General features: G+C 37.0%; 14 protein-coding genes. All 14 read right to left on the bottom strand.

From position 1 onward, the window contains the following. Positions 1–9: 9 nt before the first annotated feature. The 14 genes from PCY10_RS02455 to PCY10_RS02390 all read right to left on the bottom strand — a co-directional run bounded on the left by PCY10_RS02455 (position 10) and on the right by PCY10_RS02390 (position 14,921). Positions 10–459: a MarR family winged helix-turn-helix transcriptional regulator gene (locus PCY10_RS02455; protein WP_009568668.1), complete on the bottom strand. Its 450-nt coding sequence runs from the start codon at positions 457–459 to the stop codon at positions 10–12. 69 nt (positions 460–528) lie between these two features. Then, complete coding sequence (locus tag PCY10_RS02450; protein WP_125455272.1) at positions 529–1,437, bottom strand: YihY/virulence factor BrkB family protein; 909 nt, start codon at positions 1,435–1,437, stop codon at positions 529–531. Between the two features lie 50 nt (positions 1,438–1,487). Beyond that, positions 1,488–2,345 (bottom strand): methionyl aminopeptidase, encoded by an 858-nt coding sequence (locus PCY10_RS02445; RefSeq protein ID WP_003072610.1) that lies wholly within the window; start codon positions 2,343–2,345, stop codon positions 1,488–1,490. A gap of 24 nt (positions 2,346–2,369) precedes the next feature. Continuing rightward, positions 2,370–3,647 carry a CBS-HotDog domain-containing transcription factor SpxR gene (spxR, locus tag PCY10_RS02440; RefSeq protein ID WP_009568672.1) on the bottom strand — a complete coding sequence of 426 codons (1,278 nt, stop codon included), beginning with the start codon at positions 3,645–3,647 and terminating at the stop codon, positions 2,370–2,372. Next, on the bottom strand, positions 3,640–4,191 hold the full coding sequence (locus tag PCY10_RS02435; protein WP_003072608.1) for a GNAT family N-acetyltransferase: 552 nt from the start codon (positions 4,189–4,191) through the stop codon (positions 3,640–3,642). The genes spxR and PCY10_RS02435 overlap by 8 nt, the downstream gene beginning before the upstream one ends. A gap of 78 nt (positions 4,192–4,269) precedes the next feature. Further along, positions 4,270–5,529 carry a UDP-N-acetylglucosamine 1-carboxyvinyltransferase gene (locus PCY10_RS02430; RefSeq protein ID WP_021002688.1) on the bottom strand — a complete coding sequence of 420 codons (1,260 nt, stop codon included), beginning with the start codon at positions 5,527–5,529 and terminating at the stop codon, positions 4,270–4,272. A 335-nt stretch (positions 5,530–5,864) separates the two neighbouring features. Then, complete coding sequence (gene metK, locus PCY10_RS02425; protein WP_021002687.1) at positions 5,865–7,055, bottom strand: methionine adenosyltransferase; 1,191 nt, start codon at positions 7,053–7,055, stop codon at positions 5,865–5,867. 265 nt (positions 7,056–7,320) lie between these two features. Beyond that, a complete protein-coding gene (locus PCY10_RS02420) occupies positions 7,321–8,595 on the bottom strand; it encodes a dihydroorotase (RefSeq protein ID WP_021002686.1) in 1,275 nt (424 codons plus the stop codon). Positions 8,596–8,606: 11 nt separating this feature from the next. Then, entirely contained in the window at positions 8,607–9,077 is a 471-nt protein-coding gene (locus tag PCY10_RS02415; protein WP_021002685.1) for an 8-oxo-dGTP diphosphatase, read from the bottom strand. A 26-nt stretch (positions 9,078–9,103) separates the two neighbouring features. Further along, positions 9,104–9,757: a uracil-DNA glycosylase gene (locus PCY10_RS02410; RefSeq protein ID WP_021002684.1), complete on the bottom strand. Its 654-nt coding sequence runs from the start codon at positions 9,755–9,757 to the stop codon at positions 9,104–9,106. A 24-nt stretch (positions 9,758–9,781) separates the two neighbouring features. Continuing rightward, positions 9,782–10,768, bottom strand: a complete 987-nt coding sequence (locus PCY10_RS02405) for a Gfo/Idh/MocA family protein (RefSeq protein ID WP_021002683.1) — start codon at positions 10,766–10,768, stop codon at positions 9,782–9,784. Positions 10,769–11,207: 439 nt separating this feature from the next. Next, positions 11,208–11,921, bottom strand: coding sequence for a DUF805 domain-containing protein (locus tag PCY10_RS02400; RefSeq protein ID WP_003072599.1), 714 nt, complete (start codon positions 11,919–11,921; stop codon positions 11,208–11,210). Positions 11,922–11,998: 77 nt separating this feature from the next. Further along, positions 11,999–14,233: a DNA internalization-related competence protein ComEC/Rec2 gene (locus PCY10_RS02395; RefSeq protein ID WP_021002682.1), complete on the bottom strand. Its 2,235-nt coding sequence runs from the start codon at positions 14,231–14,233 to the stop codon at positions 11,999–12,001. Continuing rightward, positions 14,217–14,921, bottom strand: a complete 705-nt coding sequence (locus PCY10_RS02390) for a helix-hairpin-helix domain-containing protein (protein ID WP_021002681.1) — start codon at positions 14,919–14,921, stop codon at positions 14,217–14,219. Before PCY10_RS02390 ends, PCY10_RS02395 begins: the two co-directional genes overlap by 17 nt. Between the last annotated feature and the right edge of the window lie 9 nt (positions 14,922–14,930).

The following is a 14,930-nucleotide window of genomic DNA, read 5'->3' as shown; positions in this document are numbered from 1 at the left end:
TCACACCTCTCAATAATTTCTTTTTTGTCCTTTTTTTACCAATTCCCAATCATCAGTAATATTTTGTCGCACCTTTGATAACATTTTTTCTAACAATTGAGCTTCTTCTTTTGAAAATCCTGTCAAAGCCTGCTGCTCAGAATACATATGTTCTGCCAAGATAAACGGGTAGAGTCTTCTTCCTGCATCTGTCGCAAAAAGCTCTTTCGTTTTTAGATTTCCAGCTGCACCCCTTCTTTCAATCAAACCTTTACTTTCTAACTTTTTGACGGAGCGAGCAACAGTTGACCGGTCTACTTTCAAAAATTCAGATAGTTTCTCCTGAATAATTCCTGGGTTTTCTACGATACGAACCAAATACAAATATTGTCCTTTGGCCAAATCAACATGGCGAAATTCAATATTTGCCATTGAATCTAGCGCTCGCGCAATGATACCAATCTCTCGTAAAATCGTCATATTATCTCCTTCAGAAATATTATACCACATTTTGTTGCAAATGCAATAAAGAGAACGAAAAACAGAAGTTCATTTGAACTTCTGTTTATTTTTGATAAGCCGCGTTATTAATTGCTTGTGCCTAGTTTCAAATTCTTTTTCGTAACAACTTTGATAACTTGCATTTAGAATTGCACCAACAATGAGTATTTGGGCAATAAGAATAAACCAAATCATCACGACCACAACAAAAACAGAACTAAAAAAGCGAATATCCATTAAGTGATTTACATAAGTGTCCAAATAAACTGAAAATAAGTTTAACAAACCGCCAATTATAAAGACTACAAAAGCTGTTCCTGGTAAAACATATCGAACCTTTCTAATTTTGACATTAGGTAAAAAGTAATATAGCATCAATAAAGAAAGAAACAACAAAGTATAAATAGTTGGTTGAGTCATCTTTTGTAGACTGACATAAAGCTGATTATCAAATCTCCATAAGCTGTGAAGTAACCGAAGGAACATCCGTCCAAACATCGTTAGTAAAAGAGAGAACGCAAAAAGTAATTGTAAGCCTATACTCATCACTAAACTAAATAACCGATGTGAAATGATCCCTCTATCTTTTGCAACTCCATAAGCTTTATTAAAAGCTTTTTGTAAAAAAGACATTGATTGTGAAAAAGCCCATAAGGCTGAGAGAATGGAAAAACTCAACAAGCCAGAAGAAGGTTGTGTTAATACATTGCGAATGACCTTCGCGATCATTTCATAAAGTGACTCTGGCAAAACACCTTCTATCGCTTCTAAAAATTCTGCTATTGGAATTCGAAAATAAGGCAGTATATTTACAACGATTAAAAGCAATGGAAAAATTGAAATCAACAAATAATAAGCTACTGCAATGCTTGTCAAATCAATTTCAGACGCCTGATAAAATCTAAAAAAGGCTTGTAAAAATGGATTTTTCCCAATCTTAGTACCAAACTTTCTCATCCTATCTCCTATAGAATAAGGAGCAAAAAGCCCCTCTTCCACTCCTATTTTTAATACGTTCCTTCTTCCCCTTGGCTGGTCAAAATAACAGGACCATCTTTGGTAATCACAAACTGATGCTCATATTGACAAGAAAGTCCGCCATCTAACGTTTTGTGCGCCCAACCCGTCTCAAAATCTGTGTCAATTTCCCAAGTGCCCGTTGAAATCATTGGCTCAATGGTCAAGACCATGCCTTCACGGAGACGCAATCCGCGTCCAGCACGTCCGTAATGAGGTACCATTGGTTCTTCATGCATGGTTGGACCGACACCATGTCCTACCAAGTCACGAACAACACCATAACCATAACTTTCCGCGTATTCTTGGATCGCTGCACCGATATCACCAATCCGATTACCAACCCGAGCAACTTCAATTCCACGATATAGACATTCTTTCGTAACAGCCATTAACTGTCGTACTTCTTCGCTCACTTGCCCAACTGCATAAGCCCAGCATGAATCTGCAACACCACCACGAAAATTTTCTGTATAGTGCTTCATTTGTTCCACATTATTAAAATCCAGTTTAGAAACATCCAATTCTGCTTTATCAACCAAACCAACAACCATATCTACTTTGACTAAATCGCCCTCAACTAATTGGCGATGACGTGGAAAGGCATGCGCTACTTCGTCATTCAAAGAACAGCAGGTAGCGTAAGGGTAGTCCATAATGCTTCCTTCCACACCGATTTGAAGAGGAAGCGCATTATCTTCTTTACAGCGTCTACGAACATATTCTTCTATGTCCCACATATCAACACCTGGTTTAATCAAATCTCTTAAACCAATGTGGATACTGGCAAGAAATGCTCCGCTCTTATCCATTAAATCAATTTCACGTTGTGATTTTAAAGTTATCATTCTTTCTCCTTAATATCTGAAGTATTAGTTTATCTTTACTGTAATCGTCGCTTTTGCAACCAATTGAAGTTTTAAATAAATATCATAATCTAAAATGGCAGAATGCCTTGTTTGTCGAACTATTCTTGGACGGAGTATCAAGGTTTCATCAATTTGAACAGCTTGTAAGAAATAAATTGTCATTTGCTCAATGACAATATTTTTCTTGCCAGATGTCACATACTGATGCGTTGCTGTCGTTAAAATTTCTGTCAAAATACCATTAGATAAGACACCGTTATTTCCTAACATAAAAGGCTCTACAACAAAAGTAAATTCATCATTAATATGACTCAGTTTTTGAGAGACTTGATCGCTGAAAGTGGGCAGGCTAGAGACTTGGTCGCGACTCATTTTTTCCATGACATCACGACGCGTGATGACTCCAAGTAGAGTTTGATTGTTGCGAATAACTGGCACCATTTCAAAATCTTCTGTAATCATACGCTGACTAACATTGGCAATACTAGTATTTAAAGTGACGGCATAGATATTTTTCGTCATCACTTTATCCAAAATAGTGTGAGGTGATTTATCACTAGCATCACGCATTGTTACCACACCAACTACCATATTATGCTGATTCACTACAGGAAAACGACTGTTGCGATTTTTCCGAACCAAATCCATAAAATCACGAACGGTATCAGTATCTTTCAAGAATCCATATTCATGACTCCCTCGATACACTTGCTCCACTGTTAAAATATCTGTTTTAATCTGCATATTGGACAATGCCCGATTGATAATGGTTGCAACTGTAAAGGTATCATGCTGGGATCTTAAAACAGGAATACTTAAGTGATTTGCCAATTTTAAGACATCGTGGCTTACATCCAAACCACCTGTCACTAAAACAGCATTTTCATGCTTTAAAGCCAATAGTTGAATACGTGTGCGGTCTCCAATAATCAAGAGACCTCCTTCTGTTAAGTAGCGTAAGAGATTCTTCTCAGTCATTGCTCCAATTGAGAATTTGTTGAACTCTTTTTCAAGTCCATCCTGACCAGCCAGAACTTCAGACCTTGTAATGTCAGCGATTTCCTTGAATGTCAAATGCTCCAGCTCCACTTTGGAAGATTTTACGCGAATCGTTCCACTACGAGGACGTGTTTCTACCAATCCACGATTTTCCGCTTCTTTAATCGCTCGATAGGCAGTTCCTTCGCTCACTCCCAAAAAATTAGAAATGCTGCGTACACTCACACGTTTTCCTACTGGTAATTCTTCTAAATAAGCGATAATTTCTTGATGTTTACTCATGAAAGTCTCCTTTTTCATAGAAAAACTCTAAATAATCCCGCATTTTACGTGTATAACGATCACTTCCCCTAAATTGACGACCAAACCGAAAACCAGACTTTTGAGCAACTCGTTGACTAGCTTTATTTTCCAGATGAGTGACAATCCGTAACTTCTTAAACCCAAATTGTGTAAAAGAAAGATAAATAATATTTTTGACACATTCAGTCATCAAACCGCGTCCCCAATAATCTTTGTTAAGAAAATAGCCGAGTTCTGCCTCATTTTTTATCTCATCCACTTTTTCAAATTTGATAGAACCAATCATTTGCTTAGAAGATTTATCACAAATCGCCCAAATGCCAAGAGGATATTTCATAAAATAATTAGCCAATACATGTTGACTTTCTTGTAAATTAGCCTGCACAGGGAAAATGAAACGCAAATTTTCAGGATTGGAAGCAATTTTATAAAAATCTTCACTATCCATAAAGGAAAAGGGACGCAATACTAAATGTTCTGTTTCTATAAAGGCGAATTCTGCCAATTTTGTCCACAAATTCATATCTTACCTCTAAGATAAAGCTCAGCTGGCGCGTACCAACTGAGCTATTTCACTTCATCGTGCCAACACTATTCAGAGTTACTCTTCAACAAGTTGAATGTCTGCTCCTAAATTAGTCAACTTTTCAATAATATTTGAATAGCCACGCAAAATAAATTCTACATTTGTAATCTCAGTTTTTCCGTGAGCTAGCAATCCTGCGATTACAAGAGCTGCTCCTGCTCGCAAATCAGTTGCTTTGACGACTGCCCCTTGCAATTGATTAGGGCCTTCATAAGCAACGTGATTGGCGCTTGTTGAAATCTTACCTGCCATTTTAGCTAATTCAGCAACATGATTTACTCGTTTTTCATAAATCATATCAATAATCAAGCCACGTCCTTTAGACATCAATAAAAGCGGCGTAATGGGCTGTTGTAAGTCTGTCGCAAATCCTGGGTAGGGAGCAGTCTTAATATTGATTGCTTTCAAATCATGCTGTTTCTCAACATAAACACTATCTTCAGAAACAGTCATACGAACTCCCATTTCCTCTAATTTAGCGATAAAACCTTCCAAATGTTCATAAAGAACATTGTTGATTTGCACTCCTTCACCAATTGCAGCTGCCATTGAGATATAAGTTCCTGCTTCAATTCGATCTGGAATGACTTGATGACGAGTTCCATGAAGCGCGTCAACACCTTCAATAATAATAATATCAGTACCGGCTCCTCGAATATGTGCTCCCATATTATTCAAAAGTGTCGCTACATCAATGATTTCAGGCTCACGCGCTGCATTTTCAATGACAGTACGCCCTTTTGCCTTTACTGCCGCAAGCATGGTGTTAATAGTCGCTCCAACGCTTACTGTATCCATATAAATACTAGCCCCATGAAGTCGTTTGCCTCCTGTCGAAAGGTTCATGGAATTTCCTTCATAAGACACAGTAGCCCCCATGGCTTCAAAGGCTTTTAAATGCAAGTCAATAGGACGCGGACCTAAATCACAGCCTCCAGGTAAACCAACCGTCGCCTCACCATAACGGCCTAGCAGGCTACCATAAAAGTAATAAGAAGCACGCAAGCTATTGATTTTTCCATAAGGCATCGGCATATTTTTTATCCCACGAGGATCAATTTTAAGTGTATCATCTTGGCGCTCGATAGTTGCCCCCATGGCTTCCATGATATCAATCAAACTTACAACATCTGAAATATCTGGCACACAATCCAAAGTTACGATTTCATCAGATAAGATTGCTGCTGGAATTAAAGCGACTACACTATTTTTAGCACCACTAATGGTCACCTCTCCTTTTAAGGGGCGACCACCATTAATTACAATTTTTTTCATTTTTAGCTCTTTCAGGGAATTTTAAATCAAATATACTGCACTTTATTATAACACAGTTTTTCTGAAATGCCTATCCTTTTAAAGAAATCTAATCCACTTGTCATTCTTGTTATATAATGATGACAGAACTAGTTTGTTTTTGTTACATTCTAGAAGGCTCTAAAACAAAAGTCTATTTGTCATCTCATACCTGCACTACACTGTTAACGAAGCTAATCATCTTTTCTTATATAGTGGATTACAACGCTGTTTACTTCCAAAAATCAAAAACCACTTTTATCAAAAGCCTTGCTTTCCAACTCATCTCAATAGTATGAAAGACTGGGCTACTACGATTAGTTAAAAGCTACTTTCAACTCATCTACTTTATCAAGTCTTTCCCACGGAAGGTCGATATCTGTACGTCCCATATGGCCATAAGCAGCAGTCTGACGATAAATCGGTCGTTTCAGATCAAGCATTTGAATAATACCTGCTGGGCGAAGGTCAAAGATTTGTCGAACTGCTGTTTGAATCTTACTTTCTGAGACCTTACCTGTACCAAAAGTGTCAATGCGAACTGATACTGGATGTGCAACCCCGATAGCATAAGCCAACTGAACTTCTACTTTCTTAGCTAAACCTGCTGCAACAATATTTTTAGCAATATAACGCGCAGCATAAGACGCTGAACGATCGACTTTCGTAGCATCTTTCCCAGAGAAGGCTCCACCGCCATGACGTGCATACCCCCCATATGTATCAACAATAATCTTACGACCAGTTAAGCCTGAATCCCCTTGAGGTCCACCAATAACAAATCGACCAGTTGGATTGATAAAAAACTTACTTTCTCCATCTAAATATTCCATAGGAATCACTTCTTTAATGACTTTTTCAATCACATCTTGATGAATCTGTTCATTGCTTACTTCTGGATCATGTTGAGTGGAAATAACTACAGTATCAACACGGACAGGTTGATCGTTTTCATCGTATTCAACCGTTACTTGAGATTTTGAATCTGGACGAAGATAAGCAATTTCTCCAGATTTACGAAGTTCTGCTAAACGACGGACTAATTTATGACTCAGAGAAATGGGCAACGGCATCAACTCTGGTGTTTCATCTACAGCAAAGCCAAACATAAGACCTTGATCTCCAGCGCCAATCAAATCAAGTGGATCTTGATCAACATTCCCACGAATTTCTAAGGCCTCATTCACCCCTTGTGCAATATCTGGTGATTGCTCAACAAGCGACGGATGCACTCCCACCGTCTCTGCCGAAAAGCCATATTCAGCATTTGTGTAGCCAATCTCTGCAATCGTATCACGAACTATGCGGTTAATATCCACATAAGCAGTTGTAGAGATTTCTCCAAAAACATGGACAGAGCCTGTATAAACAACCGTCTCAGCAGCCACATGAGCTTCTGGATCCTGTTCCAAGATAGCATCTAAAATGGCATCTGAAATTTGATCCGCAATCTTATCTGGATGTCCTTCAGATACAGATTCAGATGTGAAAAGTTTACGTTCTGACATATTTATGTCCCCCTTTTAATGAAATATTGTCCCTAGAAATTCTATTATTGCTAGGAAGTTACTTGAAAATCTGTAAACAGACTTACGTTAAAAAGTTACAAAGCACTAGTCTCTACGGTCAATATTTAACCTTTGACTACCTTTTCGGGACTCTTTTAACGTCTCTATTGTATCATTTTTATATCTTAAGAAACAGAAAATGTTCTAAAAATTATAAGAAAATAATACAATAAGGCTGAAAAGCATTTCCAACCTTATACCATAATTATGATCTATCGCCATAGACGATTTTCCCATCACAGATAGTATAATGCACAATACCTTTCAATTTTTCGCCAATAAATGGTGAATTAATTGATTTTGAGGCGAAATCTTCTGTTATCATGCGTTCGGCATTTGCATCAAAAATCGTGAGATCGGCTGGACCGTTCTCAGCAAGATAACCCGCGTCAAAACCATAAAGCTGTGCGGGGTTAATCGTCATTTTTTCCAGCAACTGCATAAGTGTCAAATGACCTGCATCCACCAAATACGTCAAGCCAAGCGAAAGCGACGTCTCTAAACCTGTCATACCAGACGGTGCTTGGGTGATATCTTTTACATTTTTTTCATCGATATGGTGAGGTGCATGGTCTGTCGCAATAACCGAAATTACTCCTGATTTAAGCCCTTCAATGACTGCCAAACGGTCTGATTCCAAACGAAGGGGTGGATTCATTTTTGCATTGCTTCCCTTTAGTAACAATAGGTTCTCTGTTTTAGAAAAATGCTGAGGCGCTGCTTCTGCCGTTACGTTAGCTCCCAATTGCTGAGCAAATTCTACAACTTTTACACTCTCAGCCTTGGATAAATGCTGGATATGAATATGAGTATTGGTTGCGTGTGCAATCATGACATCACGCGCAATCATGCTATATTCAGCAACACCTGTCGCACCGCAAAAACCAAAATGTTCTTTGGCAATCTGCTCATTGAAACCGAGTATGCCATTCAGTTCTGGATCCTCTTCATGAAGACAAATAAATGTACCATTTTTGTCGGCTTCTTCCAAGGCCTGGCGAACTACTTTGGTACTTTTTAATGGAATCCCATCATCTGAAAAACCAATAGCTCCTGCTGCTAAAAGACCTTTGAAATCAGTTAAATGCTTTCCATCAAAGTTTTTTGTAATGGTTGCAACTGATTTAATGTGAATGTTTTCATGATCGGCTGTTTTCAAGACCTCTTGTAACGTTTCAACTGTTGAAATTGTTGGAGTAGTATTTGCCATCATGACAACCGTTGTAAATCCACCTGCTGCCGCTGCCAAAGCACCTGTGTGGATGTCTTCCTTATGTGTCTGACCAGGCTCACGAAAATGAACATGGATATCAATCAATCCTGGTGCTACCACCAATCCAGTTGCATCAATTACCTGAGCATTTTCTACTTTCAAATCTTGACCAATTTGAAGAATTCTTTTATCCTTCATTAAGATATCACAAATCTGATTTAAACCAGATTTAGGATCCATAAGCCGACCATTTTTAATTAACAACATAAATTTTCTCCTTAATCTTCATAAAAATCAACATGGCTCTCCACTAACGTCTCTCCTTTGTAAGAAAATTTGGCCGAGAAAAACGGTTTTTCTTCTAAAATCCAAGATATAAAAGTAAGATCTCCCTCCCAAGTTGGTTTAGATAGAACTTGTTCATAAGGTACCCATTCTAAAGTACCTTCATCGCAGTCAATCAGTTCTCCCTCAAACTCTGTCACTTTAAATACATAAGTGTACCAGTCATGGTTCGGTGTAAACTCTGGAAAAGTGATAATACCTTTTAATATCGGCTTTTTCACGCGCAATCCTGTCTCTTCAAAGATTTCTCGGACAGCACACTCCTGTGGTGTTTCGCCATTTTCTAATTTTCCACCAACACCAATCCACTTGCCAGCATGGACATCATTGGGCTTTTTATTTCGATATAACATCAGAAATTCTTTTCCATTGTCCACATAGCAAATCGTTGCTAATTTAACCATTCTTCTCCTTTCATAGCTCAAACCACTTATACCAACCAATTTATCGGTTCCATCCCTTGAGATGTCAGAAAAGCATTTGTCTTAGAAAAAGGTTTGCTTCCAAAAAAACCTCTATGAGCTGATAAAGGACTCGGATGAGGAGATTCCAAAACGAGATGTTTTGGATTGGTAATCAATGCCTTTTTCTTGCGTGCATAAGAACCCCAGAGAATAAAAACAACAGGTGTATCTTTTTCATTGACAACCTTAATAACGGCATCCGTAAACGGTTCCCAAATTTGACCAGCATGCCCATTTGCTTGCCCAGCAGGAACAGTCAAACTCGCATTTAGCAACAGTACTCCTTGACGCGCCCAAGATGTCAAATCATGAGATTCTTTCATGCCGATATCATCTGCCAATTCTTTCAAAATATTTTGAAGAGAGGGCGGCGCTGGAATATCATCTGGTACTGAAAAGCTCAACCCCTGCGCTTGACGCGGACCATGATAAGGATCTTGTCCTAAAATTACCACCTTTACATCTACTAAATCAGTCGTTTGTATCGCATTAAATACTTTTTCACGCGGCGGATAGATCGTGCCTGATGAATAAACCTGATTTAAAAAATAATTAATTTTACCAAAATAACCATCAGGTAATTGTTGCTTAATCAAACTATGCCAAGCTGAGTGTTCCATTGTTTTCTCCTCTTCTATACTCAATTACTTTTCTTCCTCAGGATAGGTCATTCCCCATTCTTTTCGTAAATCTGTCATGATTTTCATGACATCACGACTATAATGCAAGTACATCTCATCTTTGTCACCAGCTACTGCTTCTTCCATATCAAGAACCTCATACATTAAAGCTTCGCTCGTCTTTCCCATTTCTATAATTTCTCGATGTCCATCTTCAGTATAAGTAACAACTGCCTTTTGCCCTCGAGGATATTCATATATTTCAATATAGCCTTTATCATAAGCAATTGTTCCACGCTTAGGCTGTTTAGCGTGGAGACTCAAGGTCAAAGTTGCCATTTCTCCTTCAGCATTCGTCAAAAGAATCCCCGCCTGCTCATCAACGCCTGTTGGTGCAAACTTCACTTGTGAAAGAATTTGATTGGGCCGAGATGTCATAAACCAGCGAACAAATGATAAGGCATATACACCAATATCCAAAAGGGCTCCGCCTGCAAGCTGACGATTAAAGAAACGGTTTGTCATATCATATTCTTTATAACTACCAAAGTTCATTTGAATCACTTTTAAGTCGCCTAATCGCCCGCTAGAAATTACTTTATTTAATTGACGATAAATCGGCATATGATAAATGGTCATAGCTTCAGCTAAAACAACATGATGCTGTTCCGCTAGGAAGATAGCTTCTTCTAATTCTTCAGAATTAAGTGTAATAGACTTCTCGCATAGAACATGTTTTCCATTTTTTAATGCTTTTCGTAAAAAATCAATATGCGTATTGTGCGGTGTAGAAATATAGATAATGTCCACATTATCATCCCTAAATACGTCATCTATCTTGTCATAGACCTTTTCAATACCATATTTCTGTGCAAAATCTACACCTTTTGCATACGTTCGATTGGCAACAGAATAGAGTTTACCTCCCAATTTCTCCAAAGCCTGTGCTAATTCATTGGCGATTACACCTGTACCTAAAGTGGCCCAATTGTACCGTACTTTATTTTCCACGACCATTCTCCTAGCTATATGATTACCTTTATCATACCAAATTTCCCTTCATTTAGCTGACTTTTTATGTAGAGACATTGCCTGTGTCAAAAACTTCTAAAATCAAACTGTAAGGACACACATACTTTTCTATCTAAACAATCGAATAAAATCAGATCATTTCTTTATGTTATAATAAATTGAAAAGGAAGTAATTTTATGTGGTCTTGGTTTATTTTTACTCTTGTTTATCGCTTTATGTTACTTTTCAAATATGATGATAAAAATCATCCTCGGAATCATATTATTTATTTTTGCTATTGCAATAATTTGCCTCATAATTGATTTTCATAACGATCCTAATAAAAACTAGCTCCGCTCCTTATTTAATATTGTAAACTTAAAAAGCTCATTCACTGAGCTTTTCTTTATACCTAATTATTTAACTGTAAAATGTCCTCTATTGTCCGAGTCCATCTTTTTTTAATTGTTCATTTTCCGTAATAGCTGAGGTTAAATCTTTCTCTTCCGATTCAATAGCTTGATCTTGATCGGCCATTTCTGTCACTTTTGTTTCTTGTTGAACTGGTGTTACTTCTGTTTTCATCGCTTGAGGTTGTACTGATTCTTGCGATTGAGTAAATTGTTGCGTTTGAGATTGCATTTGTTGTGTCGTAAATTGTCCTTGGTAAACAGTAGATGTTTGCACTTCTTTAGTTGGCATACAAAGTAAGACAATAAGAGTAATAGAACATGGCAGCACAGCTAAAACAGCTAAGATATTTAAAAGTGGAACCCACATCAAAAGCGCAGGAGCTACATATAAAAATATGAATGCCCAATGATAGCCAGCATCACGCAAGCGACGCACAATAATTGCCAAATTTGGAACTAAAGTTGCTACCCAGAAAATACTCAATAAAATAATAATAATGAATGTAGAACCTAAGCTAGCTATAAAAACACTTGGATCAAATTCACCAAGTTCTTCCCGATAGTAAGCTGCTTGTTGCACAATGTTGAAAATTGCAGTTAAAATCGACCCAAAAGCTATCATACCAAATGGCAGTGTAATCAAAACATTGCACAAAACAGACCACCAATACTCAGATCTTGTTGATTTTCCTTCAAAATCAGCATAATGAGTCCAAAACTTTTTATAAGCTGTAAACATAATACATCTCCTAAACTTTTATTTTTAATTATCATATCACACTCTTCCTAATAAATCAACGTAATTCCATTTTAAAACTATGGTTGCTGAACAGTTTCTAATTGCCATGTTGTCCAACCCAAAAACTTAATAGCCCCCTGTTTATCTGTTCGATAGATCTTTGTATTTAACCGATCGAATCGCTCAATTGTTTCTTGACTTAGCGATTTGGATGAATTGTTTTTCCCAGTAGAGATGAGGGCAATCACTGGTCTTACTTGCTGTAAGAACTTAGAACTTGATGAATTTTGGGATCCATGTTGCCCAACCTTCAAGACATCTGTTTTTAGTTTTGGATAAAGTTGCATTAGCTTTACTTCATCCTCTTCTGTTAAATTGCTCATAAATAAAAACCTTGTACGAAAAAATTGACCATATAAAACTAGCGATTGATCATTCTTATTCGTACCAGAAAGAACTTGCAAATGATGATCAAAAATAGGAAGTTTGTCTCCTTGTTTTACGACATGAACAAACGCCCTTGTCTCCTTTAATTTATTTAAAAAGTCTGCATCATTCAAACTACTTCTGGAAATAAAAATTTTCTTTATCGAAAACTTTTTAGCAACTTCTAATACATCTCCTGCATAATCTGAATTTGGATTTGTTAAGACTAAAGTATCAATCGTATCTACACCACGACTTTTAAGATATGGAATCAGCGTTCTCTCTGCGTTTGAACTACTTATACGTTCTTGCCAACTTTCTTTTTTTCTAATTTCTTCACGTCCGCCAACATCAATCAATACAGTGCTCCCTCTCCAGTCTCGCATAAAAATACTATCTCCCTTCCCGACATCAATCATTGTGATTTCATTTTGTAAAGGAAATTTAGCTACAAAAAAGAGTAATGAAAGAAACAGACTAAGAAATATCAGCCATTTTTTATTTTGCCGAATATCATACAAGATAGCTAATACAAGCAACATAGCGATTAGCAAAAGTGGATTAGGTTTGCCAAGAACGACTGGTCTGCTAAACATACTTGCTAACCAGCGAATGCTACTTTCTAAGCATTCAAATAGAAAATTAACTTGAGTGAGTTTTATGAAAGGGGAAACAAGAAAAATTATCGTTAGCCCCGGTAACATCACTATATCGAAAATCAACGAAAAAACAAAAGTCAATAAAATAGACCAGGGCTGAAATTCTCCGAAATAAAAGATTAAAATTGGTAAAATGCCAAGCGAAATGACAATACTCTCTATAATAATCTTTTTATAAGGAGTCAGGCCTTTAAAATCTAAAACGCTAATGATAAAAGCATACGCACAAGAAAGTACTCCTCCTGCTGTTAAAAGAAAGGAGGGCATAATCAAGGACAACACCATTATTGTTAAAGCAAAATTATCTAACTTAGTAATGCCGTGTTGTGACAATAATTTCTGGATTAAACTCCGTACAACGGATACTGAAAAACCTGTCATTCCAGCATAAAAAAAAGAAAATGGATATTGACACTTATGAACTATTTCCTGCGTAAACCCCAATCTCAACAGTGACTTACGAAACCCTTCCATAAAAAAACCAACTTGCATACCAGACAATGCAAATAAATGAATAATTCCCAAGCTCGAATAAAGGTTATTCATTTCACCAAAATCTGTATCCAAAGCTCCGAACAAAAGCCCTGTCATATAATTGCTCATTGGATTTGGGAAATTTCTCTTAATGAAAACCAATGCTTTTCTTCGCCAGCTAGACAGCCGCTCAAACGGTTGGAAGCTAACCCTATCTTGGCTAGACAAAATTTGATCCACCTTTAAAATTCGATAAATCCCTTGTGTTTTTAGATAGGCTTGATAATCAAAACCAGAAAAATTGCGCTGCTTTTCAGGAGATTCAAATTCCCCCTCAACAGTTAATGTGACAAGACTGGATAGATTTTGAAAAGCCAACTTTTCTTCTTTTGATTTCAATTTGTAGTAAATTTGATATGTCTGTCCTTTTGCTTTACCACGAAAAGAAAGCGAATCACCATTTACCTTAATTGTATCAGGTAAAACCGCAACTTGTCTTACAGGAGGAGCTTCTACTTTTATCTTCCGATTCGCCAATTCCCTACGAACAAGGAAAAAAACAGCAAAACAAGCGAGAATCATGAAAGTTGTAAACCATTCTTTTAGCGAATATATGCGAGAAAGACGAATTAACAGAAAGATCAATCCCACTCCTGCCAACCAATTGCTTTGATAGATTGCAAAATATAACCAGACAAGTAAGAAAGCAATATAAATTGGTTTGATCGGAAATATCTTAATCCACTGTGACATATTCTTTCAATTTCTCTAATGTTTTAGCACCAACTCCTGATATATTTTTAAGATCATCAACAGAATTAAATTTTCCATTTGCCTCACGATAATCTAAAATATCTTGGGCGCGCTTTTGTCCGATACCAGAAATAGACTGTAAATCAGACAAATTAGCCTTATTTAGATTGACCTTATTCCCTTTTTGTGCCGCAGTTTCATTGGTATCTTTCGTTAAAGTTTGTCCATTATTACTTGTAGCATTTGTTACATTTTCACCTATAGCTGCCACATAAATCACAGCCTCATCTGTTAGTTTTTGAGCCAAATTGATAGATTTGCTGTCAGCGTCTGTTGTTAGTCCACCCGCTTTTTGGATAGCATCATTGATTCGGCTCGTTTTTTTTAATTGATAAATACCTGGATTTTTAACAGCACCTTTAACATCTACAGTTAAAAATTCCAATTCTTCACTCGCTAAATTCTTTTGAGATTCTGTTTCTTCTTTCTGTTGTTTTTTCTTCGTTTCAGTTGAAGTTTCTTTCCGTTCTAGTTTTGCATTTGTGGTCTCTTGTACAATATCTCCCACATTAGATTGTCTAGCAGATTTACTAGTCATCATAAAAAATCCTGCTATGATCAAACCAATCAGACTTAAAGCAACTAAAATTTTATACTCTTTGATTTTTGCGACGATTACCTCTAACATTTTTCCTCC

It is taken from the genome of Streptococcus sp. SI1 (assembly GCF_030439945.1).
Taxonomy (GTDB): Bacteria; Bacillota; Bacilli; order Lactobacillales; family Streptococcaceae; genus Streptococcus; species Streptococcus intermedius.
Note: the sequence above shows the minus strand (reverse complement) of the source record. Positions and strands in the feature narration are given on the sequence as shown.